Source organism: Alkalicella caledoniensis, from assembly GCF_014467015.1.
Lineage (GTDB): Bacteria > Bacillota > Proteinivoracia > Proteinivoracales > Proteinivoracaceae > Alkalicella > Alkalicella caledoniensis.
The window spans coordinates 2,668,304-2,695,048 of record NZ_CP058559.1 but is presented as its reverse complement, the minus strand read 5'-3'; the positions used below and the strand labels follow the sequence as shown (position 1 = coordinate 2,695,048).

The 26,745-nt window shown below is 37.4% G+C and carries 26 protein-coding genes; 1 reads left to right on the top strand and 25 read right to left on the bottom strand.

Translation table 11 applies throughout. From position 1 onward, the window contains the following. The 19 genes from yfmH to HYG86_RS13170 form a co-directional block, all read right to left on the bottom strand. Complete coding sequence (gene yfmH, locus HYG86_RS13260) at window positions 1-1,278, bottom strand: EF-P 5-aminopentanol modification-associated protein YfmH (RefSeq protein WP_213166086.1); 1,278 nt, start codon at window positions 1,276-1,278, stop codon at window positions 1-3. Then, a complete protein-coding gene (gene yfmF / locus HYG86_RS13255; RefSeq protein WP_213166085.1) occupies window positions 1,268-2,548 on the bottom strand; it encodes an EF-P 5-aminopentanol modification-associated protein YfmF in 1,281 nt (426 codons plus the stop codon). The genes yfmH and yfmF overlap by 11 nt, the downstream gene beginning before the upstream one ends. Before the next feature lie 16 nt (window positions 2,549-2,564). After that, the gene (locus HYG86_RS13250) at window positions 2,565-3,470 is read right to left on the bottom strand and encodes a pseudouridine-5'-phosphate glycosidase (protein WP_246451783.1); all 906 of its coding nucleotides are present in this window, start codon (window positions 3,468-3,470) and stop codon (window positions 2,565-2,567) included. Next, window positions 3,463-4,572 carry a carbohydrate kinase gene (locus HYG86_RS13245; RefSeq protein WP_213166083.1) on the bottom strand — a complete coding sequence of 370 codons (1,110 nt, stop codon included), beginning with the start codon at window positions 4,570-4,572 and terminating at the stop codon, window positions 3,463-3,465. Before HYG86_RS13245 ends, HYG86_RS13250 begins: the two co-directional genes overlap by 8 nt. A gap of 293 nt (window positions 4,573-4,865) precedes the next feature. Next, a complete protein-coding gene (locus HYG86_RS13240; RefSeq protein ID WP_213166082.1) occupies window positions 4,866-5,048 on the bottom strand; it encodes a ferredoxin family protein in 183 nt (60 codons plus the stop codon). Between the two features lie 221 nt (window positions 5,049-5,269). Next, window positions 5,270-6,811, bottom strand: a complete 1,542-nt coding sequence (locus tag HYG86_RS13235; protein ID WP_213166081.1) for an amidohydrolase — start codon at window positions 6,809-6,811, stop codon at window positions 5,270-5,272. Between the two features lie 59 nt (window positions 6,812-6,870). Further along, on the bottom strand, window positions 6,871-7,224 hold the full coding sequence (locus tag HYG86_RS13230; RefSeq protein ID WP_213166080.1) for a YlbF/YmcA family competence regulator: 354 nt from the start codon (window positions 7,222-7,224) through the stop codon (window positions 6,871-6,873). Between the two features lie 112 nt (window positions 7,225-7,336). Next, window positions 7,337-8,695 carry a sodium-dependent transporter gene (locus HYG86_RS13225; RefSeq protein ID WP_213166079.1) on the bottom strand — a complete coding sequence of 453 codons (1,359 nt, stop codon included), beginning with the start codon at window positions 8,693-8,695 and terminating at the stop codon, window positions 7,337-7,339. Between the two features lie 1,133 nt (window positions 8,696-9,828). Next, window positions 9,829-10,776: an acetyl-CoA carboxylase carboxyltransferase subunit alpha gene (locus HYG86_RS13220; RefSeq protein ID WP_213166078.1), complete on the bottom strand. Its 948-nt coding sequence runs from the start codon at window positions 10,774-10,776 to the stop codon at window positions 9,829-9,831. Then, the gene (accD, locus tag HYG86_RS13215) at window positions 10,770-11,633 is read right to left on the bottom strand and encodes an acetyl-CoA carboxylase, carboxyltransferase subunit beta (protein WP_213166077.1); all 864 of its coding nucleotides are present in this window, start codon (window positions 11,631-11,633) and stop codon (window positions 10,770-10,772) included. Before accD ends, HYG86_RS13220 begins: the two co-directional genes overlap by 7 nt. Before the next feature lie 19 nt (window positions 11,634-11,652). Continuing rightward, window positions 11,653-12,993 carry an acetyl-CoA carboxylase biotin carboxylase subunit gene (gene accC / locus HYG86_RS13210; protein WP_213166076.1) on the bottom strand — a complete coding sequence of 447 codons (1,341 nt, stop codon included), beginning with the start codon at window positions 12,991-12,993 and terminating at the stop codon, window positions 11,653-11,655. An 11-nt stretch (window positions 12,994-13,004) separates the two neighbouring features. Next, window positions 13,005-13,484 (bottom strand): acetyl-CoA carboxylase biotin carboxyl carrier protein, encoded by a 480-nt coding sequence (gene accB, locus HYG86_RS13205; protein WP_213166075.1) that lies wholly within the window; start codon window positions 13,482-13,484, stop codon window positions 13,005-13,007. 12 nt (window positions 13,485-13,496) lie between these two features. Next, a complete protein-coding gene (fabZ, locus tag HYG86_RS13200) occupies window positions 13,497-13,946 on the bottom strand; it encodes a 3-hydroxyacyl-ACP dehydratase FabZ (protein WP_213166074.1) in 450 nt (149 codons plus the stop codon). Further along, window positions 13,934-15,175: a beta-ketoacyl-ACP synthase II gene (gene fabF, locus HYG86_RS13195; RefSeq protein WP_213166073.1), complete on the bottom strand. Its 1,242-nt coding sequence runs from the start codon at window positions 15,173-15,175 to the stop codon at window positions 13,934-13,936. Before fabF ends, fabZ begins: the two co-directional genes overlap by 13 nt. Window positions 15,176-15,196: 21 nt before the next feature. After that, window positions 15,197-15,940 carry a 3-oxoacyl-[acyl-carrier-protein] reductase gene (gene fabG / locus HYG86_RS13190; protein ID WP_213166072.1) on the bottom strand — a complete coding sequence of 248 codons (744 nt, stop codon included), beginning with the start codon at window positions 15,938-15,940 and terminating at the stop codon, window positions 15,197-15,199. Further along, window positions 15,927-16,877, bottom strand: a complete 951-nt coding sequence (gene fabD / locus HYG86_RS13185; protein WP_213166071.1) for an ACP S-malonyltransferase — start codon at window positions 16,875-16,877, stop codon at window positions 15,927-15,929. Before fabD ends, fabG begins: the two co-directional genes overlap by 14 nt. Continuing rightward, window positions 16,870-17,817 (bottom strand): enoyl-[acyl-carrier-protein] reductase FabK, encoded by a 948-nt coding sequence (fabK, locus tag HYG86_RS13180; protein ID WP_213166070.1) that lies wholly within the window; start codon window positions 17,815-17,817, stop codon window positions 16,870-16,872. The genes fabD and fabK overlap by 8 nt, the downstream gene beginning before the upstream one ends. A 12-nt stretch (window positions 17,818-17,829) precedes the next feature. After that, window positions 17,830-18,810, bottom strand: coding sequence for a beta-ketoacyl-ACP synthase III (locus HYG86_RS13175; protein ID WP_213166069.1), 981 nt, complete (start codon window positions 18,808-18,810; stop codon window positions 17,830-17,832). A gap of 261 nt (window positions 18,811-19,071) precedes the next feature. Beyond that, on the bottom strand, window positions 19,072-19,251 hold the full coding sequence (locus HYG86_RS13170) for a hypothetical protein (protein WP_213166068.1): 180 nt from the start codon (window positions 19,249-19,251) through the stop codon (window positions 19,072-19,074). Between the two features lie 348 nt (window positions 19,252-19,599). Here HYG86_RS13170 and HYG86_RS13165 point away from each other — a divergent pair, with 348 nt between their 5' ends. After that, complete coding sequence (locus HYG86_RS13165) at window positions 19,600-19,905, top strand: hypothetical protein (RefSeq protein ID WP_213166067.1); 306 nt, start codon at window positions 19,600-19,602, stop codon at window positions 19,903-19,905. A gap of 1,044 nt (window positions 19,906-20,949) precedes the next feature. Here HYG86_RS13165 and HYG86_RS13160 read toward each other — a convergent pair. The 6 genes from HYG86_RS13160 to pfkA all read right to left on the bottom strand — a co-directional run bounded on the left by HYG86_RS13160 (window position 20,950) and on the right by pfkA (window position 26,642). After that, window positions 20,950-21,117, bottom strand: a complete 168-nt coding sequence (locus HYG86_RS13160) for a DUF362 domain-containing protein (RefSeq protein WP_213166066.1) — start codon at window positions 21,115-21,117, stop codon at window positions 20,950-20,952. Between the two features lie 139 nt (window positions 21,118-21,256). Continuing rightward, entirely contained in the window at window positions 21,257-23,053 is a 1,797-nt protein-coding gene (feoB, locus tag HYG86_RS13155; protein ID WP_213166065.1) for a ferrous iron transport protein B, read from the bottom strand. Further along, window positions 23,038-23,277, bottom strand: a complete 240-nt coding sequence (locus HYG86_RS13150; RefSeq protein WP_213166064.1) for a FeoA family protein — start codon at window positions 23,275-23,277, stop codon at window positions 23,038-23,040. The genes feoB and HYG86_RS13150 overlap by 16 nt, the downstream gene beginning before the upstream one ends. 125 nt (window positions 23,278-23,402) lie before the next feature. Continuing rightward, entirely contained in the window at window positions 23,403-23,795 is a 393-nt protein-coding gene (locus HYG86_RS13145; RefSeq protein ID WP_213166063.1) for an FxsA family protein, read from the bottom strand. 123 nt (window positions 23,796-23,918) lie between these two features. Further along, a complete protein-coding gene (gene pyk / locus HYG86_RS13140) occupies window positions 23,919-25,670 on the bottom strand; it encodes a pyruvate kinase (protein ID WP_213166062.1) in 1,752 nt (583 codons plus the stop codon). Window positions 25,671-25,682: 12 nt separating this feature from the next. Then, window positions 25,683-26,642: a 6-phosphofructokinase gene (pfkA, locus tag HYG86_RS13135; RefSeq protein WP_213169271.1), complete on the bottom strand. Its 960-nt coding sequence runs from the start codon at window positions 26,640-26,642 to the stop codon at window positions 25,683-25,685. Between the last annotated feature and the right edge of the window lie 103 nt (window positions 26,643-26,745).

The following is a 26,745-nucleotide window of genomic DNA, read 5'->3' as shown; positions in this document are numbered from 1 at the left end:
TCACTTATCCTCTCTTTTTATTATTGAGATGCCACACATGTCGAAATCCAGATGTTCCTGCAATCTTTTTTCAACATCCTCAAAGGCAACTTCTCTAATTGTCTCTATCCGTTCAAAATAATTAGAGTCTCTAAAGTAGTCTCCCATGAAACCTAGAACTACATTTTCCAGTGAGTTAATTTCCATTAGATTAAGTCCTTCAAGTTTGCGTTTATTTAGGTCAAATTCTTCTTTATTAAGGCCATTCTTCTTTATTTCTTCTAGCTCTGATTCTAATCTTGCAATAAATCCGTGGGGGTCCTCTGTTTCTAAGGTTATAACAGTGTGACCGTAACCGTCCTCAGCTGTGTACTCAACACCAAAACTATTATCTAATACTCCTTCGTCATAGAGTTGATTAAAAAGCTTCGACCCTTTACCTATTATTGTCTCCATCAATAGTAGTGTAGATATTTCTTTTTTAAATAATTCTTTACCTGTTTCACCAACCTTTTTATCTTTAAAGCCCATACATAAAATATCCCTTGATACGTTCATCTTAACTTCCACAGTCTTTTTTTTCGGTATTGATTCATCTACTTTTGTGGATCTTTTATACTTCTCCAGTTTTTCTATATTTTTTCCGTTTTGATTTTTTTCAATGAAATCTTTCAGTTCATCTAAGCTTAAATCACCTGTAACTAAAAGAACCATGTTCCCAGTGTTGTAGAACCTTTTATAGCACTCATCTAACATTTGTGGTGTTATTTTCATGATATCTTCTACTGTGCCTGCTATATCACGATTAATAGGATGATTTGGATACATGGTCTTTAGGAAATTTAAATATACTACCCAGCTTGGATCATCCCTATACATTTCAATTTCCTGGGCAATTATCCCCTTTTCTTTCTGGACATTCTCTTCAGTGAAATGACTTGATTGGACGAAGTCCATAAGCAGTTCTAGTCCCTTATAGAAGTTCGATGTGGCCGAGAAAAAGTAGCAGGTATGGATATGTGTAGTAAATGCATTAACAGATATCCCTAGCTTAGAAAATTCGTCTTCGATATTACCTTCAGGACCCTCAAATAGCTTATGCTCTAAAAAATGTGCAATCCCTGGTGGAAAATCATAATCTTCCCCTGCAAAGTCTAGGGCCCCGTAGTTAGTGGCAAATACCCCAAAGGATTTCTTAAAGTTGGGTCTAGGTACATAAATCACTGTTAAACCATTTTTAATTTCCCAAGTATATGCCTTTTCTTTAAGCTCTGCAAACTCTAGGGTTTTAACTGTCATTGCTATCACCCTTTCCCTTTAAGAAGTATATCAACTCTAATTCCACGCTTTGTGCCACCTTTACCACATCTGACACAGTTACTTCCTTTATTTTTTTCAATAGTTCCGTTATGGTAATGGTTTTTCCAATAATTCCGCCATCAACAGCAAATCCTATTTGTCCACCGACTTCATCAAAGGTTTCCAAAAGTCCACTTTCGAGACCCGCAAGGGTATAAGAAAATTCTTTCTCTGTAATGCTTCCATCCCTCATGTCCTGCAGTTGCTGTTTAACAATTTCTACTGTCTGTGTATAGGTGGCAGGTTCTATGCCAGCGAAGATGAAAAGTAATCCTTTTAGGGATTCTATATTAGATCCTGCATAGTACGCCAGGCTAGCTTTCTCTCTAACATTTTGAAATAGTTTTGAATGTGAAAAGGCACCTAAAATTCCGTTATATATAAGCAAAGCTGGATATAATTCATGTTCCATAGTAATAGGTGTCTTTAGACCCATAACTAATTTACCTTGGTTAATATCCATTTCTTCAACAACTTCTTTAAATTCTAAGAGTTCTGTATTTATTGGTTTTTCCACTGGAACTAAGCTTTTTCTTGGTACATTGAACCTCTCTTTTATCATAGAGGATATTTTTTCTTTATCAAAGTGACCTACTACATAGATATCCATTGGACTGTTGTTGATAATCTCTTGGTATTTTTCATAAAGATTTACTGCATCTATTTTGGGCAAGTCTTCGATTTTTCCATATTTATAGTATTTATAAGGGTCGTTAGGGCACATGATCTGTACTGCCCTTTCAAAGGCATATCTTCCCTTATCGTTAATCAAAGACATAATCCTATTTTTTGTGTTTTCTTTTTCAACATCCACAAAGCTTTCTTTGAAGCCTTCTCCCTCTTTCCTTGGATTGAAAATCACTTCTTTTAATACATCTAACGATTTTTCCACGTAGCTATCGCCAGATACATAGTGAGGACTGACCATCTCCATACGGAAGTCAACTAGCACCACATCTCCTCGTCTAGTGACCCCAGTGCCCATCTGTGCTCCATAGTAATTGGCCAGTTCCCTGCGTATAGTCAAGTTATCTGGGTAATTTTCAGTACCCCTAGCAAGAACAAATGGTATTAACGAAGTCTTTGTAATCTCTTCATCAACTTTGGTGTAAAGAAAGGCTCTTACAGAAATTGTTTTATACTTATCTGTGTTGTATAAATATAAGTTTATTCCTTTACTTATTTCAACTCTTTCAAAGAGTTCTCCCATTATTTAGAAAACCTCCTTAGTTTAACATTTCCCTTGCAATCTTGGCAGCTAGCTTTGCGTTATTTTTAACAAGGGCTATATTCGATATTAGGCTTTTGCCATCGGTTATTTCCACTATGCGTTTCAGTAAAAAGGGTGTAACATCTTTGCCTTTAATGCTTCTCAGTGTACATTCTTCTACAGCTTCTTTTATTACTTTATTAATAACCTGACTATCAAAATCGTATTCCTCAGGTATTGGATTGGCTATAACCGCACCTCCATCTAAATTAAGGGCCCATTTTACTTTAAGGGTTTGAGCTATCTCTTTCGGATCCTCAGCAGTTAAAGGAGATTGAAAGCCACTTTTAGAACTGAAAAAAGCGGGGAATTCCTTAGTTTTGTATGAAATAACTGGAACTCCATGTGTTTCTAAATATTCTAGGGTGAGACCTATATCCAGTATTGATTTAACTCCTGCACATACTACGGCAACATTTGTCATGGCAAGTTCTGTTAAGTCCGCTGATATATCCATTGTGTTCTCTGCTCCCCTATGTACACCTCCGATACCTCCTGTTGCAAAAACCTTAATACCTGCCAGAGCAGCAATGATCATGGTTGAAGCCACTGTTGTAGCTCCATTTTTACCTGTGGCCACAACGTATGCAAGATCCCTTCTACTTACCTTTATAACATCCGTTGATTGAGCCAGTTGCTTTATCTCAGCTTCAGTAAGACCAACCTTGATTACACCATCTAGTATGGCAATGGTTGCAGGGATTGCTCCACCTGCTCTCACCACTTCTTCAACCTCTAAAGCAGTTTCTAAGTTTTTAGGATAAGGCATGCCATGTGAAATTATGGTGCTTTCTAAGGCTACCACTGGTTTATTGTTTTCCAATGCAGTTTTAACTTCCTCGCTTATTTTTATGCTAAACATTATTATTTTCCCCCAATATATCATGTATTTTTGACCAACTTAAATCGTAGGCAACGGTATCAACAAACTCCAGTGTGTATGCTGCTGTAGCTAAAGCAGCCTGGCAACATTCCTCAATGCTATACCCATGGAATATACCGGCTAAAAATCCTCCTACTAAACTATCTCCAGCCCCTGTTACATCTAAAATTTTTCGAGCTTTGGACTTGTGGTTTTTACAATAATCATCACTATGTACATATAAACCCTTTGCCCCAAGCTTTAATAGTAGTATCTTAATGCCTTTACCCATGGCAAATTCCCCAGCCCTTTTATAGTCTTCCTCAGTTTCCAAATTAAAACCACAAATAGCTTCCATTTCTTCTTTGTTAGGAGTAAAAATATCAATTTTATCTAACAATCCTACTATTTTTTTCCCTTTATCCACAGAAACAGGTTCAACTACAAAGAGAGAATCTACGTCTTTACAATACTCTGCTAGAACTTCTAGGGTTTCAACAGGTACATTTGTATCACATACAACCATATGAGCATTGTTCATGGCAAATAGGTTTTCTTTTATGTACCCTCGATCAACTAAATCAACTATTTGCATATCTGCAAGTCCCACTTCTAGGTCTTGTTTCTGGTCTAAAATAGCTATATATGTTCCCGATGGATACTTATCTGTTTTTAAAACTAGACTTACATCTACCCCAGCTTCTTTTGTGCGCTTCAAGATATGTTCACCACGCCCATCTTTACCCACTGCACTTAAAAGGGTAGTGGGTACATTTAATTTAGCAAGATTTTCTGAAATATTCCTCCCCACCCCACCTACTGCAGTGGTAACTTTTCCATGGTTTGAAGTTTTTCCCTTTATGAGCATAGTTGACACACCTATGAGATCGTAGTTTGAACCACCAACAACTACAACCTTTTTTTCTTCGTTAAATACATATCCCCTTCCAAGGATAAAGCCTTTCTTTATAAGGTTAGAAATATGTACAGCTACAGCAGAACGAGATATCTCTAGCCTATTAGATAATTCATCTTGTGAAAGCATAGGCTCGTTCTTTAAAACCCTCAAAATTTGTTCTTCCCTATCAGTAAGATTAGCCATTAAGTCACACCTCTTAATTATTGTTAATATATGTATATATGTGTTCAGTATAGTTTTCCCAAGTATTGTTGTCAATATATTCATTGGTTATTATTGTCAAAATGTATTGTGTTAGTAGCTAGTAGCTAGTAGCTAGTAATTAGTAGTTATATTATAGTGAATACAAATTATTTTATTTGTCTGTGGTATTTTTGAGTGTTTAAGCCCTTCAGTGATATCTTTTTTGTTATCAGTATCAAATGTTATATTCTCCTATATAGAATAAAAAAACAGAATCTCTCGATTCTGTTTTTTTATTGAGCTTCTTCAGCTGGTAGTGGTGCATCAACTGGGCACACATCTGCACAGGCTCCACAATCTATACATTTTGCAGCATCAATAACATACTTGTCTTCACCTTCGCTGATGGCATCAACGGGGCACTCTGGCTCGCACGCACCACAGGAAATGCAATCATGATTTATAAAATAAGTCAAATTATTCACCTCCATGATATGATTACAGGATTTTAAAACCCTATTGATTATATTCCCCCTTTTTCTGGTATTTATACACAAAAAAAAACCTCCCAGATACGAGGGGGTGATCTGGAAGGCATAGGAGAAGGATAATTATTATTAGCTTGTCCTAATTATGGTTTAATTATATAAAAATGTTTCCACACTGGTCAAAGTCCATATGTACCCACTACCCCCTCTTACATCTTGTTATCTCCCATAAATGTCGTTTTATGTCGTATTTCGTTAAATAACTTTTTTCCTGCAACTATTGTGTCTAAGACATTCACATCTTTAATGCTGCTTTTTTCTAGTTCTAAAATATTCTCCTTTAAAATTGTTAGGTTAGTTCTCATGCCCTTTTTAATATCCCCTTTTATTCCCTCATCAAAGGTCAGATAAGCAGCATTTTTAGTGTACATTTTTATTCCCTGACCTGGCTTTATTCTCATATGGGGATTGTTATGGTTAACTGCACTATGAATCCCTAAAAGGGGTGATATGGGTGTCACACCACTATCTGAACCACCACCTACTATAATACCTTCTTCTATAACTTTACCGATAGGGTTTGTCCAAAGCCATCTTTCACCTAATGTATAAAAGTAATCACCAGCAGGACCTCCCCAAAAATAGTCAAAACTAGGTTGCATTGATAGTACAACTCCTAGTTCCTTACACCTTTTTATTTGGTCAGGTCTTGGGATCTCAAAATGTTCTATTCTGTGTCTAAATGAGGATATGGGATCTTTTTTATTCACTTCTTCAAAACAATCCATCAAGAAATCAAGGCCTCTGTCACCACAACAATGAAGGGCAACTTGTATTTTTTGCTCTTGAGCATTTAGAACTAGATTTTCGATTTGTGACTTATCAAAATATAAAAGTCCTTTTTTATCTGGTTGTAATCTATAAGGCTCTGTCAAAGCAGCTGTATAAACACCGCTAGATCCGTCTATAAGGACACAACCTCCCATTTGCTTAAGGCCCCTCTCTTTGACCACTTCCACATCTAGTGTTTGATGATATACAACTAAGTCCACTGAAAATTTGTCAATATTATTAAGTATTAGTTCAACATCGTTATCTGAGAAAAGTTGCCCTCCTTCCATGGCATGGATAGTAGTAACTCCTTGCCTGATGGCTTCTTCCTCAGCCATTTTAAGACCCTTTAGCTTGTACTCGTCCCCTAGCATGTTAAATACGAATTGTCTAGCTTTGGAGTTGTACTCACCCACTATGAGTCCATCAATATCGTCCATGGGGTGAATACAAATTTCTTTAAATTTTGTATTCACAACACCACCATGACACTCAATATGACTTATGAAAACAGGATTATTAGGAAAAAGTGTGTCTAGCAAATCTAAAGTTGGATATCCCTTTTCCAAATAAGAGTCTGGGTCAAAATATGAACAGTAGATCAGTGCACTAGAAGGACTTGACGCAATCCTTTCAAATATCAATTCAAACAAATCAGGCATAGTAGCTACTTTTCTGCAATCCACAGATAGCATGTCCACTGCTGTTCCAGTAAGATGTATGTGACAGTCTATAAAGCCAGGATAAATATATCCTGAGTATGAATCAACTGGTACATCTTTATATCTAAGAAACATATCCTCCTTAAAACCTATATCAACAATTACTCCATTTTCTGAGTAAATGCAATCATGAATCATGAGCTCGCCATCACCATTTATGATACCTTTTCCATGAAATAATCTTCTAACACTTTCCATCTACATCCCTCTTTTCACACAAATATAGGGCCAAGTTGGCCCTTAAGTAATTTTTACTTCTAGTGTACAGTCTCTTGAGGAGCAAATTCAAGCTTAACTCCCTCACCAATAATCCTTTGAACATCAACCATGGTCTTTCCTAAGCGATACTCCACAACTAAGAACTGATTGATATCTTTGTTGAGCTTAACAATATCATATAGCTTTTGGACCTCGTCTATCTTACTTTGGTCAACTGGCTTTCCCGCTAATTGACGTTGTTGGATCTCAAGGTTTTTCTTACGGAACTCAATTAGCATCTCCTGTGCTTTTAGATCCTTTTTAATAAGCTCTGCCAGTCTTATGTACTCTTTATAATCGTGACTCTCTTTTAATGCTTTTACAAGCTCGTGGGCTTTATCATATACATTCACTTACTTTTCCCCCTTTGCCTAATCTTTATATTTAACTTATATTTGACAAAAAATAAATTATTCCTTCTTTTCATTTACAAGTTAAAATAAGGGGGAAAGGGCAGGCCTTGGCCTACCCAATCAATCCTGTAATAAGTATATATAGTAGCACTATGGGTAATACGAATTGTACTATTATTCCCCATGGGCTTCTCAGACCAAAATGTACACCTTTCTTTTGTATTTCGTCTACGGTATTTCTTGTTCCCCAGACCCAGCCTATGAATATAGCTGTCAACAGACCACCTATTGGTAGTAATAGATTTGAGGAGAAAAAGTCCATAAAGTCTAGAAATTCCATACCAAAAAATAAGTTGTTACTAAGTAGTCCCTGAGACAGTGAAGACGGTATACCTAATAGGAATATCACTATCCCAACTATCACGGATGCTTTTAGTCTATTCCACTTTAGTTCGTCAATAAAGTAAGCAACAGGCACCTCTAATAAAGATATGGCAGATGTTAGTGCTGCTATTGTTAACAACAGGAAAAACAAAGCTCCAACTAGATTACCAAAGGGCATGGAACCAAAAACTGCTGGAAGGGTTATAAAGATCAATGCTGGCCCAGCATTTGGCTCTAAGCCAAAGGCAAAAACTGCTGGTATGATGATGAATCCTGCCAAAATAGCGATACCTATATCTGCTAGGGAAATAAACATTGCAGCAGAGGGTATATTTTCCTCATCGGGCAAGTAACTACCATATGTCATTATAGCACCCATTCCTAAGCTTAAACTGAAAAACACCTGTCCTAGTGCCCCTAGAATTGTTTGAATGTTAATGGCAGAAAAATCAGGGGTTATATACCATAGTACCCCTTCCATTGCCCCATCCAGGGTAACACTTCTTATTGCTAAAACAAAGAGCAATACAAATAGTATGGGCATCATTATTTTACTTGCTCGCTCAATTCCTTTGTCTATACCAAATATAACTATACCTATGGTCATAGCCATAAAAATTGCATGCCATATTAGGGGTTCTACGGGACTTGATGCCAGTGCCCCGAAAATATCAGCTGATTGCCCTGGTTCTAACCCTGTCAGTTGACCTGTCAGGAATTTAAACATATAAGCAATACCCCACCCTGCTATAACTGAGTAAAAGGATAGTATTACAAAGCCTGCAAGAACACCTAGGGCACCAATAAACCACCATGGTCCACCAGGCTTAATCTTTTGAAAAGCACCTACTATATTTCTTTTACCTCTTCTGCCGATGGTTAGTTCACCGATCATAAGTGGTATTCCTATAACAAATATAATTAGGAGATATAAGAATATAAACGCGCCTCCACCACTTTGACCTACAACTGTAGGAAACCTCCAGATGTTGCCTAATCCAATGGCACTACCTGCTGCAGCTAAAATGAACCCTAGTCTCGATCCCCACTGTTCACGGTTCTCATGATTTTCATGCTTGTTTTCCATGGATTTCACCTCTACTAGTTTGATTTTCTACTAGTTATGGTTACCAAAATCTATGGAAGGTATGCATTTCGCCCTTTTAACTGCTTCTTTAAAATGATGAAAATTTTGATAACTAAATACTAGGCCACTAACTTTCACTAAAAATCTCTTCACTAATTACACTAGAATTAAAAACCTTCGGACACCATCATCACCAATTAAAAACCACACCAGTTGACACCAAGAGTTATTTAGGTAGGTTTTAGATAATGATTAGTAGCATTAGAACATATGGATACTATTTTAAAAGATTACTTTATAGTCACGGCAGATCTTTTTTACTCGGAATAAATGGGCTATCTAATTCTGTCCCTCACGGAAATGCAAAATAAAAAGCTGCTTATCTTTCATCCCTTTGCATCCCATTATTCTGTGATACCCGAAGGGTGCCGTGTAAAAACTCAAGACATCTTGACATGAAATGGTCCGTGAGTAATTATATATTTTTTTGCCCCTAGGCTTTTCCTGACTCCTGACTGCTTAATAGGTCTTTTTTACCACTACTTTACACTATCAAAACATACAAAGCGTACGAGATTTAAAGATAATGATTAGGAGCATTAGAATATATGCACACTGATACTGGGATTTTTAAGAGAGATTCTAATGCTTTAAATTCAAAAGACTTTTTCATTCACAGATAGTTAAAAGTTATTATCTTCACTGTAGATAGTCATATTTATACGCTATTTAAAGTTTGCTTTTTATAGTGTAGGCTTTTTAGTGTAGGGTAGTGGTAGATTGTTTTGAAAGTCTTTTTTTAAAGATTACTTTATAGTCACGGCAGATCTTTTTTACTCGGAAGAAATGGGCTATCTAATTCTGTCCCTCACGGAAATGCAAAAGACAAAGATGCTTATCTTTCCTTACTTTGCATCCCATTATTCTGTGATACCCGAAGGGTGCCGTGTAAAAGCTCAAGACATCTTGACAACAAATGGCCCGTGACTATTTATATATTTTTTTCCCCCTAGGCTTTTCCTGACTGCTGCTCTTATTACTAAGTTTTTATATAGTGTGTGCTTTTTAGTGAGAGATAGTGTGAGGAAGGTTGTAGGTATCAAAAAAAATAAACCGCGAAAAATTTCGCGGTTTTATTCTGTATATTCCCCTATTCTTCTTAACTTCTGATAACGCCTTTTTATAAGGTCTTCCTTGTTGAAGCCTGATAGTAGGTCCAGATGTCTTTCTATAGCTTCTTTTATGGCTTCTGCTGTCTTGTTTAAATCTTTGTGTGCCCCACCTTGGGGCTCTGGAATTATTTCATCGGCTATTTTTTGTTCATACAAGTGATCAGCGGTAAGCTTTAAGGCCTCAGCTGCATCTTGTGCCCTTGAAGCATCCTTCCATAAGATAGCGGCACATCCTTCAGGTGAAATAACTGAGTAAACTGAGTTAGCTAACATCAGCATGGCATCGCCTACACCTAAAGCCAGTGCTCCACCACTTCCACCTTCACCTGTAACAATACAAATTATGGGAACTTTAAGGTGAGACATACGCATTAGGTTTTTAGCAATGGCTTCACCTTGCCCCCTCTCTTCAGCTCCGATACCTGGATATGCACCAGGTGTGTCTATAAATGTAACAATAGGTCTTCCAAATTTTTCAGCCTGTTCCATAAGTCTTAAAGCTTTTCTGTAGCCTTCGGGATAAGGCATACCAAAATTACGCTTAATATTCTCATTGGTATCCTTTCCTTTTTGGTGACCAATTATGGTTATGGGAGTGTCACCAATTCGGGCAATCCCCCCAACTATGGATGGATCGTCTCTAAATTGTCTGTCTCCATGTAGCTCGATAAAGTCCTCAAAAATAAGGTCGATGTATTGTAAGGTTGTGGGACGTTTATTATGTCTTGCTATTTGTACCTTTTGCCAAGGGGATAAGTTGCTATATATCTCCTGCTTAATGGAAATAGCTTTTTTATCCAATAGCTCAATTTCTTGATTTAGATCAATATTTTGTACAAGTGCAAAATCCTTTAGGTCTTTAATCCTTTTTTCAAGTTCTAATAATTGTCTCTCTAAATTATCTACCATTTCTTACCAACCCCCTTAAGTGAATGGAGGCAAATAATGTTACCTAAGGTTTCTTTGAGATCTTTTCTGTGAATTACTTTGTCTATAAATCCCTTTTCTAGGAGAAACTCTGCCCTTTGGAACCCTTCAGGAAGCTTTTGTCTTATTGTTTGCTCGATAACCCTAGGGCCAGCGAAACCTATAAGGGCTTTAGGTTCAGCTATTATTATATCTCCTATGGATGCAAAACTTGCAGTAACTCCCCCTGTTGTTGGGTCTGTTAGTACTGATATATATAATATACCCTCGTTATTCATCTTTTCAACTGCTGCAGATGTTTTAGCCATTTGGAATAAGGACATCAAGCTTTCCTGCATTCTAGCTCCACCTGATGCGCTAAAGGTTATCATAGGTACTTTTAAGTTTATGGCCCTTTCCATGGCCCGGGTTATTTTTTCACCTACCACAGAACCCATACTCCCACCCATAAATCCAGGTTCAAATACAGCAATGGCAGCCTTAGAGCCATTTATAAATCCACACCCTGTAATTATTCCATCTTTCATGCCTGTAATTTTTTGTCCCTTAGCAAGTTTTTCTTTGTATTCAGGAAATTCAAGGGGGTCTGTACTCTCCATATCCCCGTCCCACTCTTCAAAAGTACCAAAATCAATAATGACTTCTACCCTTTCCTTAGCGGAAAGGGTCATATGGTGGTCACATTTGTTACATATGTTTAGATTGTTTTTTAAGTCCCTCTGAAACAGAACCTGTTGACACTGGGGGCATTTTTTTACTATACCCTTAGGTACATCGTTTGCTTGCCCACCATGCTTGGTTCTATCTAAAGAGATGTATTTTGTTTTTTTGAATAACACTTTTCTTCCCCCTTAAGCTTTACAGAAGCTCTTCCTCTAAGAATTTAGTGGAGTAATCGCCTTCTATAAATTTAGGATGGTTAAGGATTTTTAACGCCAATGGGATAGTTGTTGAAATTCCCTCAACAGTAAATTCCTTCAGGGCCCTTTCCATCTTTTTAATGGCTAAAATTCTACTGGGTGCCCAAACTATTAGCTTACCTACCATAGAGTCATAAAATGGCAGTATGGTATAGCCCTGATAAACTGAGCTATCTATTCTAACTCCGTTGCCTCCTGGGGTAACCCATCTCGATACCTTACCTGGTGTTGGCATGAAGTTTTTATTTACATCCTCAGCATTTACCCTGCATTCAATGGACCAACCATTAAACTGAATATCTTCTTGCTTAAATTCTAATGGTAGACCTGCAGCCACCTTAATCTGTTCTGCTATTAAGTCCACACCGGTAATCATCTCAGTGACAGGGTGTTCAACCTGAATCCTAGTATTCATTTCCATAAAGTAAAAGTTATTATTGCTGTCAAGTAAAAATTCTATAGTACCAACACTACTATAGTCAACAGCTTTTGCGGCCTTTACAGCTGTTTCACCCATCTTGTTCCTCAGTTCTTCAGTTATAACTGAGGACGGTGCTTCTTCTATAAGTTTTTGATGTCGCCTTTGAATTGAGCACTCTCTTTCACCAAGGTGAACAACGTTTCCATACTTATCAGCAAGGATCTGAACTTCAATGTGGCGGGGTCTTTCTATGAATCTTTCAATATATACTCCACCATTTCCAAATGCGTTTAGGGCTTCTTGTTGTGCCATTTCCATGGATTTTTTGAATTCATGGGCTGTTTTTGCGAGGCGCATACCTTTTCCTCCACCACCAGCTGTAGCTTTAATAAGCACAGGGTATCCTATTTCTTCAGCCAAGCGAGCTCCTTCTTCCACATCTTGAACCAAGCCTTCACTTCCTGGTACAACAGGAACACCTGCTTCAATCATCTTTTCCCGTGCCACTGCCTTTTGCCCCATTTGTTCAATGGCAAAGGCTTTTGGCCCTATAAATTCGATATTACATTGATCACAAAGTTCAGCGAAGGTTGGGTTTTCTGCAAGGAATCCATATCCTGGGTGAATGCCGTCGGCCATTGTAGCTTTAGCCGCAGTTATTAGGTTTTGCATGTTTAAGTAACTTTCCTTAGGGTTTGCAGGTCCTATACAGATGGCCTCATCTGCCAGTTCAACATGCAAGGAATCTTTATCAGGCATGCTGTAAACAGCAACGGTTTGAATACCTAGTTCCCTGCATGCCCTTATGATTCTTACTGCGATTTCTCCCCTATTTGCGATTAGTATTTTTTTGAACATGGGAATCCCCCTTAAAATGGTTCAATAAGGAAAAGGGTTTGACCATACTCCACCAATTCACCATTTTCTACTAGAACCTTAACAATTTTACCCTTTTCACTAGCTTCTATCTCATTCATTAATTTCATAGCCTCTATTATGCAAAGGACGTCACCTTTTTCAATACTGTCTCCTACCTTAACAAAAGCTGGTGCTTCTGGTGAGGGAGATTGATAGTAGGTTCCAACCATAGGTGAGGTCACCTTGATTAAATTATCTTGACTTTCCTCGGCTTTTGCCAAGATCTCCACTTTCTGAGGCTCAGCTGGTACAGGTTGGCTAGCAACTGACTCTATTGTAGTAGGGGCTTGCCTCACTATCTCTGCTTCTCTAATTACTTGTGTAGTTCCTTTACCCATTTTTAAGACAAAATCCTTTTGCTCCAGGGAAAACTCAGTAAGGTCAGTTTTACCTAGTGCTTCTATTATTTTTAAAATCTCTTCTGACTTCATTTTTGTCCCTCCTTATGCCTGTTTATCGGCGATGGCAAACATTAATTCCGCTGTAACTGCCACTTTGCCGTCTACAGTTACTGTTCCTTGACCTTTACCTATTGGTCCACGTTGAGAAATTATCTCCACTTCTAGTTTCAACACATCTCCTGGAATAACCTGCTTTTTGAATCTTACTTTATCAATTCCAGCAAAAAAAGCTAGTTTGTTTTTATTCTCTTGCTTTGAGAGGATAGCAACTGCACCCACTTGTGCCATTGCTTCTACCATCAATACCCCAGGCATTACAGGATAATCGGGAAAATGCCCGTTGAAATACTCTTCGTTTGCGGTGACATTTTTATAACCCACTGCCCTTTTCCCTATCTCTACCTCTTCTATTTTATCCACCAATAAAAAAGGATAACGATGGGGTATTATTTTTTTTATATCTTCTATGTTAAGATTTTCTAATCTCTCCATTTTTTCACCACCAAAGTAGCGTTGTGTCCACCAAAACCTAAAGAGTTAGACATGGCGTAATTCACTTCTCTTTCCACCATCTTGTTAGGTGTATAGTTTAAGTCACAATCTGGGTCTGGCGTGTCATAGTTGATGGTCGGGTGAATCTTGTTTTCCATAGTTGACATCACGCAAGCTATAAGCTCTATACCGCCTGCGGCTCCAAGTAAATGACCAGTCATTGACTTGGTAGAGCTAATGTTAAGCTTATTTGCATGGTCACCAAATATGGATTTAATAGCTTCTGTTTCCAAACGGTCATTAAAGTCAGTGCTTGTTCCATGGGCATTTATATAATCCACTTCATTTGGACTTATACCAGCGTCGTTAATTGCCAGCTGCATAGCTCTAGCTCCACCTTCACCACCCGGTGCTGGCTGTACAACGTGGAATGCATCTGATGCAACACCATAACCCACGACCTCGGCTAAAATTTTAGCACCACGTTTTTGAGCATGCTCTAAGGATTCAAGTATTACTATTCCTGCCCCTTCACCCATTACAAACCCATCTCTATTTTTTTCAAAAGGTCTGCTTGCTCCCTTTGGGTTATCATTGTTTGTGGATACAGCTCTAGCAGAACAAAAACCACCAAGACCCATTGGTGTAATTGAAGCCTCTGCACCTCCTGCTACCATAACATCCGCATCGCCCCTCTGGATGGTTTTAAATGCATCACCTATGGCGTTTGTACCTGTGGCACAAGCTGTTACAACAGATGAAACTGGGCCCTTAGCGCCTAAGGATATGGATATTTGTCCAGCTGCCATGTTTGAAATCATCATGGGCACAAAAAATGGGCTTACTCTTCTAACACCTTTATTTAAAAATACTTTATGTTGTTCCTCTAAGGTCTCAATACCACCTATACCTGAGCCCACTAGAACTCCTACTCTTTCAGGGTTGTAAGTACCCTCTTGAAATTCTGCTTGTCTCCATGCTTCAACTGCTGCACCTACTCCATACTGAACAAATTTATCTGTTCTTTTTGCTTCTTTTTTGTCCATGTACTTTTCTATATCAAAGTCTTTAACTTGAGCTGCAATCTTTGTGGGAAAATCTGTGGTATCGAAGTAAGTAATATAATCTACTCCACTTATCCCTTTTAATAAATTATTCCAAAAATCCTCTAAAGTATTACCAACAGGTGTAATTGTACCTAAACCAGTTACCACAACTCTATTTTTCATTATATTTTGCCTCCCTTAAAACTATAGTGCTAGACCACCATCAACTGCAATGGTTTGTCCAGTGATGTATTTACTTTCTTCCCCAGCTAGAAAACTTACTAAATTTGCTACATCCTCAGGTAAACCCAGGGCTTTTAGGGGTATATTTTGACCTATATTTTCTTTTACATTGTCAGGTAGCTTATCTGTCATATCAGTTTGAATAAAGCCTGGAGCCACAGCATTTACATTGATCCCTTTACTACCAAGCTCTTTAGCCAGTGACTTAGTAAAACCGATTACTCCTGCTTTAGCAGCAGCATAGTTTGACTGGCCACTATTTCCTGTTATACCTATAACTGAAGTAATATTAATTATCTTACCCGCTTTTTTCTTTAACATAAGTCTTGATACAGCTTTTGTACAGTTGAAGTAACCTTTTAAGTTTACATCTATAACTTTGTCGAACTCTTCTTCTGACATTCTAAGTAGTAAATTGTCCTTTGTAATCCCCGCGTTGTTTACTAGTATATCTATGGTGCCGAAGGCATTTACTGCCTCATCTATAAGCCTTTGACTATCCTGAAAGTTTGAAATATCTGCTTTAATAGAAATTCCTTCGCTACCTAAGGCTACTATTTCTTCAACAACTTTGTTGGCTTCCTCTTCACTGGAGTTGTAATTAACAACAACTTTTGCACCTTCTTTAGCTAACTTAAGTGCAATTGCCTTGCCAATTCCCCTAGAGGCTCCTGTAACTACAGCTACCTTACTATTTAGTTTCATGAACTCCCTCCTTAAATTCTTTAATAAAAGTCATAAGACTTTCGTTATCTTCAATATTTTTAACCCATACATCTTTACTAATCTTTTTTACCATTGCAGATAAAGTTTTTTGTGGTCCTACCTCTACAAAACCTGTAAAACCATCAGCCACCATATTTTCTATGGTTTGTTGCCATAATACAGAATTACTTACCTGCTTAACTAATAATTCTCTGATTTCTAATTTATTTTCATAGGTTTTTGCTGTGACATTACTATATATTGGAATTGCTGGATCTTGTAATTGGATTTTGTCTAACTCTATTCCTAAATTTTCCCCAGCTTCTGTTAGTAATTTTGAGTGAAAGGGTCCACTTACATCAAGTTTTATTGCTCTTCTAGCACCAAACTCCTTAGCCTTTTCCATTGTCTCTGCTATGGCATCTTTTTCCCCTGTAACAACATATTGTCCAGGGCAGTTATAATTAGCAACAGCTAGGTAGCCACTTTCTATACTATCTACAAGTTCAGTAAGTCCTTCTTTTTTAATCCCCACTAGAGCAACCATTCCACCAACACCTACTGGCACAGCACTTTGCATAAATTTTGCACGTTTTCTAACCAAAGGAAGGGCAGATTCAAAATCCATTACTTGGGATGATAAAAGTGCACTGTATTCACCTAAACTCAAGCCTGCTACACCTTGGGGTGTTATACCTTCACTTCTTAAAACCTCTAATAATGCGTAGCTCATTGTTAGTATAGCGGGTTGGGTGTTTTCTGTACTGTCTAGTTGTTCTTTAGGGCCATTTAAAATAATATTTTTGATGTCATACCCTAAAATATCATTGGCTTTATCATAAATTTTAAGGGCAGTTTCGTTGTTCTCAATTATATCTTTTCCCATACCAACAAACTGTGCACCTTGGCCAGGGAAAATAAAGGCGATTTTACTCACTGTAAACCCTCCCCATGAACTTAAGGGTTTGTGTACAACCCTTTACTATATCCTCGATTATATCCTTGGCTGGCTCCACTTTTTTAATCATACCTGCACTTTGTCCTGCAAGAACTGTTCCTTCAACGATGTCACCTTCAATGGCTGCTATTCTGTATTTGCCAGCTCCTAGCATTTCTAATTCTTCTTTACTAGCCCCTGTTTTCTCATGTTTTTCAAAATCCCTAGAGAATTTATTTTTAAGTGCCCTTACAGGATGACCTGTTGCTCTACCTGTAATAACTGTATCCCTATCTTTTGCTCTAACAAACATGTTCTTATACTCATCATGGGCTATACACTCTGTGGCACACACAAATCTAGTACCTATCTGTATTCCTTGTGCACCTAATGCTAATGCAGCGGCAAAGCCTCTTCCGTCTGCTATACCACCTGCTGCAATAACAGGAACACTTACTGCATCCACAATTTGAGGAGTCATGGACATGGTTGTAAGGTCACCTATATGACCACCGGCTTCCATACCTTCTGCTATTACTGCGTCTATTCCAAGTCTCTCCATCCTTTTAGCTAGGGTTACTGATGCAACAACAGGGATAATCTTACATCCTGCCTTTTTAAGTCTATCAACATAGGGACCTGGGTTTCCTGCACCTGTAGTAACAACAGTAACTTTTTTTTCAATAACAACATCTATAACTTCTTCCGCAAAGGGTGATAAAAGCATAACATTTACACCAAATGGTTTATCTGTCTTTTCGCGAACCTTATCTATCTGGTCAGCTACCCAGTCTGCTGGTGCATTACCTGCACCAATAATACCAAGTCCACCAGCTTCTGATACCGCTGCTGCTAATTCATATGTAGCTAGCCACGCCATTCCACCTTGTATAATAGGGTGTTCTATTCCTAGCAAATCGCATATTTTAGTTTTAATCATATTTTAAACCTCCTACCATTTTATAAGGGTTCCACCCCATGTTAATCCTCCACCAAAACCTACCATTAAGACATTATCACCTTTTTTGATAAGTCCCTTTTCCACAGCTTCACCTAGGGCTACTGGTATGGATGCTGCAGACATGTTTCCGTATTTATCCAGATTTATGTACACTTTCTCAGGTGATATTTTGAGTCTTTTAACTGCTGATTCAATGATTCTTATATTTGCCTGATGGGGTATAAAAAAGTCAATATTCTCATTTGTTAACCCAGCTTTTTCAATACATTTTTTGCTGGTTTCATTCATTATGTTTACTGCAAATTTAAAAACCTCTTGACCTGCCATTTTAACAAAATGTTCCCTATTTTTTATGTTCTCTTCAGTTATTGGGTTTAAAGATCCTCCTGCAGGTCTAGATAGCAGGTCTCCCCCTGTTCCATCTGCACCTAGGTCTATTGCTAACACTTGTTTTTCTTCTGATTTAGTAAGTACAACAGCTCCTGCACCATCTCCAAAAAGAATACAAGTGTTTCTATCTTCATAATCAACAATGGTTGAAAGGGTTTCTGCACCAATTACCAGTACATTTTTATATATATTGTTCTCAATAAAAGACGTAGCCACAGACATGCCATAAATAAACCCTGTACAGGCAGCCTCTAAATCAAAAGCCGCGGCTTTCTTTGCTCCAATATTTTTCTGAACAATACATGCAGTGGATGGAAATGCCATATCAGGTGTTACAGTACCTACGATTATTAAGTCGATTTCCTCTGCCTGTATTCCCGACATCTCCAATGCCTTTTGGGCAGCTATGGTTGCAAAGAACGATGTAGGTTCCCCCTTTGCAGCTACTCTTCTTTCTTGAATACCGGTCCTTTGGGTAATCCACTCGTCTGATGTATCTACGATTTTTTCTAAATCTTTATTTGTAAGTATCTTTTCAGGCACACTATAACCTACGCCTGCTATTTTCACATTATAACCCACAATTAAACCCTCCTTCTAATATCTATTAATACATGTTAATATTATTACTTGGTAATAATTATAATTTAAAGTGTTTTTATTTGCAAGAGGGGGGACAAACTAAAAAACTACCCTAAGGTAGTTTTTGTTAATTTAGTACTTTTTAAACTAATCATATGCTATAATTTCTTTTCTCTACAATTCTTGAGATCATATAGTTCTGTGGCCATATTCTATATTTTTATCTTTTTCTAAGAATCAGTGTTAGTCCGTAGCGAGGGTTTAGATGGTTGCTGCAATTTCTTGGGTCTCAAGGCTAAAGCCTTGCCTACAACTAGTCTTTCCAGTAAGCCAGTTATTAAGCCTTTTACCTTCAACCCCTATATTGATTCTACAAAAATCAGGTAAATCCATGGCTAAGCCCGTAATTTTAGCCCTGCCCTTTAAGATCATATAGATCATGTAGATCTGTGGCCATATTTTAATATTTTTATCTTTAAAATCCCATTAAATCAGTGTTAATCTGTGGCAAGGTTTAGATGGTTGCTGTCAATTTCGTGGGCCTCAAGGCTAAAGCCTTGCCTACAACTGTTCGTTGAGAAAGTCTTTAGGGTGGAAACCAGCTCATTGGATGCCTAGTAGTTAGTCTTTTTCGAGAAAAGTACTTTCTTACTGTTATTGCCAGATTTCAAGATATTTGTGGATTAATTATATTAGTTTTTCCCCACTCATGATATAATATTTTAAATATAACAAATTTTTGATACAGTTATTTTTTTTTTGAGGGGGATGAAAAAAATTTTAGAGGTTATGGAAATATTGTCTATCAATTTTATGGTTTTGCCGTTAAGAGCAAAAGTGGTGTTATTTGTTTTATTTCTAAACATAGTACTATCTATTATTTTCAAAAAAGATTCTTATGTTTATTTAATTAACACTCTGTTTTCAAGAATAGTTATGTATTTGTACTTTTTTAATGTACTTTTGTTTAGGGATCATAGTGGTGTAGGCCAAATATTGGCGGGAAACATTATCGCACTTGTTATAATTAGCTTTTTTGTTATACGAAAGGATGTCATAAAGATTAAAGAATTTCATATGAAAAATAAAGCATAACCACATGCTATAATTTCTTTTCTCTTTATGTAATTATTTGATCATCTGGATCATGTGGATCTGTGGCCAGATTTTAGTTTTTTTGCCTTTAAAAATCCGAGTAAATCAGTGTTAATCAGTGGCAGGGTTTGGTTTTGTCAATTTCGTGGGTCTCAAGGCTAAAGCCTTGCCTACAACTGTTTGGGAGAATGTCTTTCCAGTAAGCCAGTTTTTAAGCCTTTTTCCTTCAACCCCTATATTGATTCCACAAAAATCAGGTAACCCCTTGGCTAAGCCCGTAATTTTAGCCCTGCCCTTTTAGATCATATAGATCATGTAGATCTGTGGCCATTTTTTAATATTTGTATCTTTAAAATCCTTTTAAATCAGTGTTAATCAGTGGCAAGGTTTAGAGGTTTTTTGTCAATTTCGTGGACCTCAAGGCTAAAGCCTTGCCTACAACTGTTTGGGAGAATGTCTTTCCAGTAAGCCAGTTATTAAGCCTTTTACCTTCAACCCCTATATTGATACCACAAAAATCAGGTAAATCCATGGCTAAGCCGTAATTTTAGCCCTGCCCTTTAAGATCATATAGATCATGTAGATCTGTGGCCATATTTTAATATTTGTATCTTTAAAAATCCCATTAAATCAGTGTTAATCCGTGGCGAGGGTTAGAGGGTTAGAGTCAATTTCGTGGGTCTCAAGGCTAAAGCCTTGCCTACAACCGTTTGGGGAGAAAGTCTTTCTATGTAAGCCAGTTATTAAGCCTTTTACCTTCAACCCCTATATTGATTCCACAAAAATCAGGTAACCCCTTGACTAAGCCCGTAATTTTAGCCCTGCCCTTTAAGATCATATAGATCATGTAGATCTGTGGCCATTTTTTAATATTTGTATCTTTAAAATCCCATTAAATCAGTGTTAATCCGTGGCAAGGTTTAGAGGTTTTTTGTCAATTTCGTGGGCACATGGCTAAAGCCCTGCCTACAACTGTTCGGGCAATAAAATACAAAAAAACAGGACCGACTAAGTCGGTCCTGTTTTTTAGACGAATGAAAAAAATTATTCTGAAATTGCTTCAACTGGGCAAGAGTCACAGCACGCACCACAATCGATACAAGCATCAGCATCAATTATGTATTGACCTTCTCCAGCAGCGATAGCTGAAACCGGACAGGTACCTTCACATGCACCACATTCGATACAAGCATCTGAGATTTTGTAAGCCATCCAAGACACCCCCTTAAAGTTATTGGCAATTATTCACTTGTCATTATAACATAAGTGGCAAATACTGACTAGACATAAACTGCCTTTTTATATGTATTTATCTAAATGTGATAATATAATGTAAATCTACAATTATTGCCTATACAAGTATAGCAAGGAGCCCCCCCGTAAAAAATGCAATTACTATACTTAACAAAAAAGTTATAACCCCTGAAAAAAGTCCCCTTTCTTTGATTATTACCATCATGCTTGCTATACATGGTACAAACAAAGTTATAGTTACCAAGGAAACTAGCACCTGACTTGAAGTGAGGGACAATGTGTAAAGACCCGCTGTCCCAAAGTCTCTTCTAATCAACCCCATTATAAAAACATTGGCCGCTTCCTTTGGAAGCCCTAACCAATCAACTGTTAGTGGTGTCATTAGGTTTTGAATACTTGATAAAATATCAAAATACTGTAGAAAACCAATCAACATAGCTCCCATGGCAAATAAAGGTGCCGCATCCTGTAAAAAACCTATGGTCTTGTGATATGTTTTCTTGGTTATATTTTTGAGCCGTGGCAGTCTCAATGGAGGTAAGTCAATTAATAATGCACTACTTTTGCCTGGCATAATAACAGATAATAATTTACCTATAATTATAAAAATACTAATCATAACAAATATATACAAGGCAATGTAGTACCCACCTAAGGGTGATATAAGTCCTACGATTACTGCAAGCTGTGCACTACATGGTATGCTTACAGCCAAAAGAAAAGTGGCTATAGTCCTTTCGCGCTGTGACCCAAGAACCCTAGTGGTAATTGTAGCCATGGTAACACACCCGAATCCCAATATTATTGGTATAATTCCTTTACCGTTTAAACCTATTTTATTCATCAGTTTGTCTAACAAAACTGCTATCCTAGGCAAGTATCCGCTGTCTTCCATTATGGCCAAAACAAAGTAAAAGCCCAATACAAGTGGAAGTAAAAGACCTAAAAGATATGTAATGGTAAGGGTGAAAATTCCGTATTCACCTATTAGCAAACTACCTAGAAAAGAAGATGGATTTATCACTTTACTTATTAAACCTACTAAACCAGGTTCTACTAACTGTCCCATAATATACCCTTCCGTAAAATCCACTATCCTCTGGGAAACTATATCTCCTATGAAAATATATATTAAAAATAAACTTAGAACTAAAAAAACGCTGCCCCATAGTGGGTGTATCAAAATATTGCTTAACCTAAGTTTAATAGAATCTTTTATATTTCTATCCATTATAACTTCCCTACAGATTTCATTTACCCTATGCCTTCTATAAAGATAGTATTCTTCCCGCCTTCCTCTCTTTTTAAGTCCATACTTATCTAGGACTGGTTGGTCATCTTCTAATATTAAAAGCCTAATTTCTTGTGACAGTGATTTGTGGAGTTTGCTAATATCACTGGATATTTTTTGATCCATTGTACCTTTCTTTGCCCTTGTAATAGCCTCTTTCACTTTATCTATACCTATTTTTTTAGTGGCAATAGTACTAATTACCTCTACCCCTATTAGGTTACTTAGTTTGAATGTGTCTATTTCTCTTCCATTTTTTTTAGCTTCATCTATCATGTTAAGCACCAAAATCATTGGCTTACCCATATCTAAAAGTTGTAGTGTTAAAAACAGATCCCGCTCTAAATTGTTAGCATCTACTACATTTACAATCATATCTGCTTGTATTACTACTTCCTTTGTTACCCTTTCCTCATCATTAAATGACGATATCCCATATACCCCTGGTGTGTCTATTACTTCATAGTTTTTATATTTTCCAACACTTATATCAACTGTAGTCCCAGGAAAGTTTGACACATCTACATAGGCTCCAGTAAATGCATTGAAAAAAACTGATTTCCCTACATTGGGATTGCCAACTAATACTATTTTCTTCCCCATGCCCCCACCCCTCTTTTAACTTTTACCTCTTTAGCTATTTGATAACCCAATGCTATTTGTTGATTATTTTTCTTTATAACTACGGGACCGTGGGTGCTTATGGAAACACAGGTCACCTTTACACCTTGTACAATTCCAAACCTTATAACTTGCTCCTTAGCCCAGTTGTCATGTATATCCATTATTTCAACTACGTCCCCTTTTCTACAATCAGTTAGTAGCATCTTTATCAGCTCTCCCCTCAGTATCTAATAGATTATATATTCTTATGTAGATCAAATAATGATAGATTATAGGGAAAATCAGAGCTAAAAAAAAGACCTGCCATAGGGCAAGTTTTTTGTGTGTATTACTTTCTATAAATAAATATGTCGTTAGACTCAATCATCTGCTGTATTTTTGTTCTAGCGTATTTTTTTATTATTCCACGAGTTATAGGGAAAAGTAGCATGAACCCAGCAGCATCTGTTAGCAGCCCTGGAGTTAGCAGAAAGGCTCCCCCTATTAATATGCATGCTCCATCTATTAAGCCGGCTGCAGGCATTTCTGCCTTAGATAGACGAACAGCCATTTGCCTTAGCACCATAAGCCCCTGAGATTTGGCTAATATCACCCCAAAAAATCCTGTCATGGCAACAATTATAACAGTTGTACCACCACCTATGTATTTGGATACTTCAAAAAGCAACCACAGCTCAACTAAAGGGACCAAAGTAAAAATAATCAATAACTTACTAAGCATTCATTATCTCCCCCTTTACCTTTTATTATAAATTATAGAGTAACTTTTGATAATTGTAAAATTTGGAGTTTCTTCATATGATGCACGTTATAAAAAACCCAGCGTTATACGCTGGGTTTTCGTTTATTTAATTGTTGCAAAGCCTTTGTATACTAGTCCTCTTTGTGGGTCGACTGTTACATCTTGGCCATCTTTTAATAGGTTTGTTGCACCTCTTGCACCTACAATTACTGGTATACCCTTTGATAGCCCGATAATGGCTGTAGGTGATGTTAGTCCTGCTTCTTCTGCAACTATAGCTTTGATCCCATCTAAGAAAGGTACTAAGTCACGGTCGGTAGATACGGTAACTAAGATATTACCTTGTCCTTGTTTACTTTGAAAGTCACTAGCGGATTTTGCCACAATCACATTTCCAAACACGCCAGTATTTCCAATTCCAGTCCCTTTAACTAAAACATCTCCAACAATATGAACCTTCAATAGGTTAGTTGTTCCAGCTAATCCAACTGGGACACCAGCGGTGATTATTACTAAATCACCTTCTCTTATATAGCCTGCTTGTAAGGATTTAGTAATAGCTTCTTGGAACATATCATCAGTATTTTCAGTTTGATCACCAAGTATTGGAAAAACACCCCAAGATAGAACTAACTTTCTAACTACTCTTTCATCTGGTGTTACTGCTATAATTGGTGCTTTTGGTCTATATTTAGAAACCATTTTCGCAGTAAAGCCTGATTGAGTAGATGTTATAACCGCTGCTGCTCCTAAGTTTTGTGCTGTTGTACATGTTGCACTACTTATGGAGTCAGTTATTGAAGCCTTAGGTGTGAAAGTTTTTTTGCCAAGAATCTCCTCATAATGTACAGCTTGCTCAGCTCTTTGGGCAATTTGAGCCATGGTTTTTACAGATTCCTCTGGGTACTTACCAGCAGCTGTCTCACCTGAAAGCATTATAGCATCTGTGCCATCAAAAATCGCGTTGGCTACATCACTGGCTTCAGCTCGAGTTGGTCGAGGATTTCTCATCATAGAATCTAGCATTTGAGTAGCTGTGATTACAGGTTTACCTGCTTTATTGCAACTTTCAATCATAAGCTTTTGGGCCAGTGGTACTTCCTCAACAGGAATCTCAACACCTAAGTCTCCTCTGGCAACCATCAATCCATCAGATACTTTGATGATTTCATCTAAGTTGTCTACACCTTCTTGGTTTTCTATCTTAGAAATAATGTGTATATCACTGTTGTATTCTTCTAGCACTTTTCTAATAGCTATAACATCTGATGCTTTTCTTATAAAAGATGCTGCTATGAAATCAACATCCTGTTCAATACCAAATTTAATGTCATTTAAATCTTTTTCTGACATTGCTGGTAGGGATACTGAAACTCCAGGAAGGTTAACTCCTTTTCTATCACTTAATGGACCACCATTTTGCACTTGACACTTTATGTTAGGTCCTACTACTTCCAAAACTTTAAGTTCAATTAAGCCATCATCTATTAATATTTTGTCTCCAACAGTAACATCCTCTGTAAGACCTTCGTATGTTACGGCAACCTTTGTAGTATCCCCTTCGATGTCCTCAGTTGTTAATGTAAATTCACCACCGTCTTGTAACTGAATTTTTCCAGCTGCAAATTTCTTAATCCTTATCTCAGGACCTTTAGTATCTAGTAAAATTGCAATGTTTTTACCTAACTCATTAGCAACTTCTCTAATGTTCTTAATTCTTGCTCCATGCTCTTCATAATCCCCATGGGAAAAATTAAGTCTGGCCACATCCATGCCAGCTAACATGAGTTTTTTTAATTGATCAGGCGACTGACTTGCTGGCCCAATGGTACAAACGATTTTTGTCCTTCTCATGAATATCCTCCTCTATATAGATAAAATTCTAGCTAACTCCAGCATCTCTTTGTCTATCTCGTGCTTTTGGCTTAGTGCTTCTTTTATTTCTGTTGCCACTACATTATTATTAATTAAACCAACCATTTTACCTGCTTCATTATCCAATAGCAAGTCAACAGCTTTAGCAGCTAAACGGCTAGCTAATATTCTATCGAAAGAACTAGGTGCTCCACCCCTTTGTACATGTCCTAGTACGATAACTCTAGTATCAAACCCAGTTTTTCCTTTTATATATTCACCCACATCATTACCGCTTGCCACACCTTCAGCTACAACTATAATACTATGTAGTTTACCCCTTTTTGAACCTTGAAGTAACCTTTTAACAACTTCCTCTAGGGAGACTTCTTCTTCTGGTATGAGGATAGATTCCGCTCCACCAGCTAATCCCGAAGCCAAAGCTATATCCCCTGCATTTCTACCCATAACCTCAACTACAAATGTGCGTTCATGGGAAGTGGCTGTATCCCTTATTTTATTAATTGCATCAATAGCAGTATTAACTGCTGTATCAAAGCCAATTGAATAGTCTGTACTTGGGATGTCATTGTCTATTGTTCCTGGTATACCAATAGTTGGGATACCAAGGTTTGATAAAGCCCTAGCACCCATAAAGGATCCGTCTCCACCTATGACAATAATTCCATCAATACCTTTTTCTCTTAATAACTCAACGGCTTTTTTTTGAACTTCAGGGTCTTTGAACTCGTCACACCGTGCTGTCCTAAGGATTGTCCCACCTCTGTGAATTATATCAGCCACAGAACTCAGTTCCATTTTTTCCATTTCACCTATTATAAGTCCTGCAAAACCTCTTTTAATTCCGTAAACCTCAAGTCCGTGATAAATCCCTTTTCTAACTACTGCCCTTACAGCTGCATTCATACCAGGTGCATCTCCACCACTAGTCATTACTGCTATTCTTTTTATCATTATTAAATTGCCTCCTTACCTTGACCTTCATGGACCTTTTATGTCCCACAGGGACACTAATGTTGTTACTGTTATTTTATCCTTATTTGAGTATAACTTC

What these genes read in the sequence shown, in the direction of transcription:
- yfmH (WP_213166086.1), bottom strand. Translation starts at nt 1,278, where the DNA reads ATGACAGTTAAAACCCTAGAGTTTGCAGAGCTTAAAGAAAAGGCATAT.
- accB (WP_213166075.1), bottom strand. Translation starts at nt 13,484, where the DNA reads ATGAAGTCAGAAGAGATTTTAAAAATAATAGAAGCACTAGGTAAAACT.
- feoB (WP_213166065.1), bottom strand. Translation starts at nt 23,053, where the DNA reads ATGGGGAAGAAAATAGTATTAGTTGGCAATCCCAATGTAGGGAAATCA.
- pyk (WP_213166062.1), bottom strand. Translation starts at nt 25,670, where the DNA reads ATGAGAAGGACAAAAATCGTTTGTACCATTGGGCCAGCAAGTCAGTCG.
- HYG86_RS13160 (WP_213166066.1), bottom strand. Translation starts at nt 21,117, where the DNA reads ATGGCTTACAAAATCTCAGATGCTTGTATCGAATGTGGTGCATGTGAA.
- fabF (WP_213166073.1), bottom strand. Translation starts at nt 15,175, where the DNA reads ATGAAAAATAGAGTTGTGGTAACTGGTTTAGGTACAATTACACCTGTT.
- HYG86_RS13170 (WP_213166068.1), bottom strand. Translation starts at nt 19,251, where the DNA reads ATGATCTATATGATCTTAAAGGGCAGGGCTAAAATTACGGGCTTAGCC.
- HYG86_RS13235 (WP_213166081.1), bottom strand. Translation starts at nt 6,811, where the DNA reads ATGGAAAGTGTTAGAAGATTATTTCATGGAAAAGGTATCATAAATGGT.
- fabG (WP_213166072.1), bottom strand. Translation starts at nt 15,940, where the DNA reads ATGAAACTAAATAGTAAGGTAGCTGTAGTTACAGGAGCCTCTAGGGGA.
- HYG86_RS13145 (WP_213166063.1), bottom strand. Translation starts at nt 23,795, where the DNA reads ATGCTTAGTAAGTTATTGATTATTTTTACTTTGGTCCCTTTAGTTGAG.
- yfmF (WP_213166085.1), bottom strand. Translation starts at nt 2,548, where the DNA reads ATGGGAGAACTCTTTGAAAGAGTTGAAATAAGTAAAGGAATAAACTTA.
- HYG86_RS13150 (WP_213166064.1), bottom strand. Translation starts at nt 23,277, where the DNA reads ATGCTACTAACTGATTGTAGAAAAGGGGACGTAGTTGAAATAATGGAT.
- accC (WP_213166076.1), bottom strand. Translation starts at nt 12,993, where the DNA reads ATGTTCAAAAAAATACTAATCGCAAATAGGGGAGAAATCGCAGTAAGA.
- fabK (WP_213166070.1), bottom strand. Translation starts at nt 17,817, where the DNA reads ATGATTAAAACTAAAATATGCGATTTGCTAGGAATAGAACACCCTATT.
- HYG86_RS13245 (WP_213166083.1), bottom strand. Translation starts at nt 4,572, where the DNA reads ATGGCTAATCTTACTGATAGGGAAGAACAAATTTTGAGGGTTTTAAAG.
- HYG86_RS13220 (WP_213166078.1), bottom strand. Translation starts at nt 10,776, where the DNA reads ATGGTAGATAATTTAGAGAGACAATTATTAGAACTTGAAAAAAGGATT.
- HYG86_RS13165 (WP_213166067.1), top strand. Translation starts at nt 19,600, where the DNA reads ATGGAAATATTGTCTATCAATTTTATGGTTTTGCCGTTAAGAGCAAAA.
- fabZ (WP_213166074.1), bottom strand. Translation starts at nt 13,946, where the DNA reads ATGGAGAGATTAGAAAATCTTAACATAGAAGATATAAAAAAAATAATA.
- HYG86_RS13225 (WP_213166079.1), bottom strand. Translation starts at nt 8,695, where the DNA reads ATGGAAAACAAGCATGAAAATCATGAGAACCGTGAACAGTGGGGATCG.
- HYG86_RS13250 (WP_246451783.1), bottom strand. Translation starts at nt 3,470, where the DNA reads ATGTTTAGCATAAAAATAAGCGAGGAAGTTAAAACTGCATTGGAAAAC.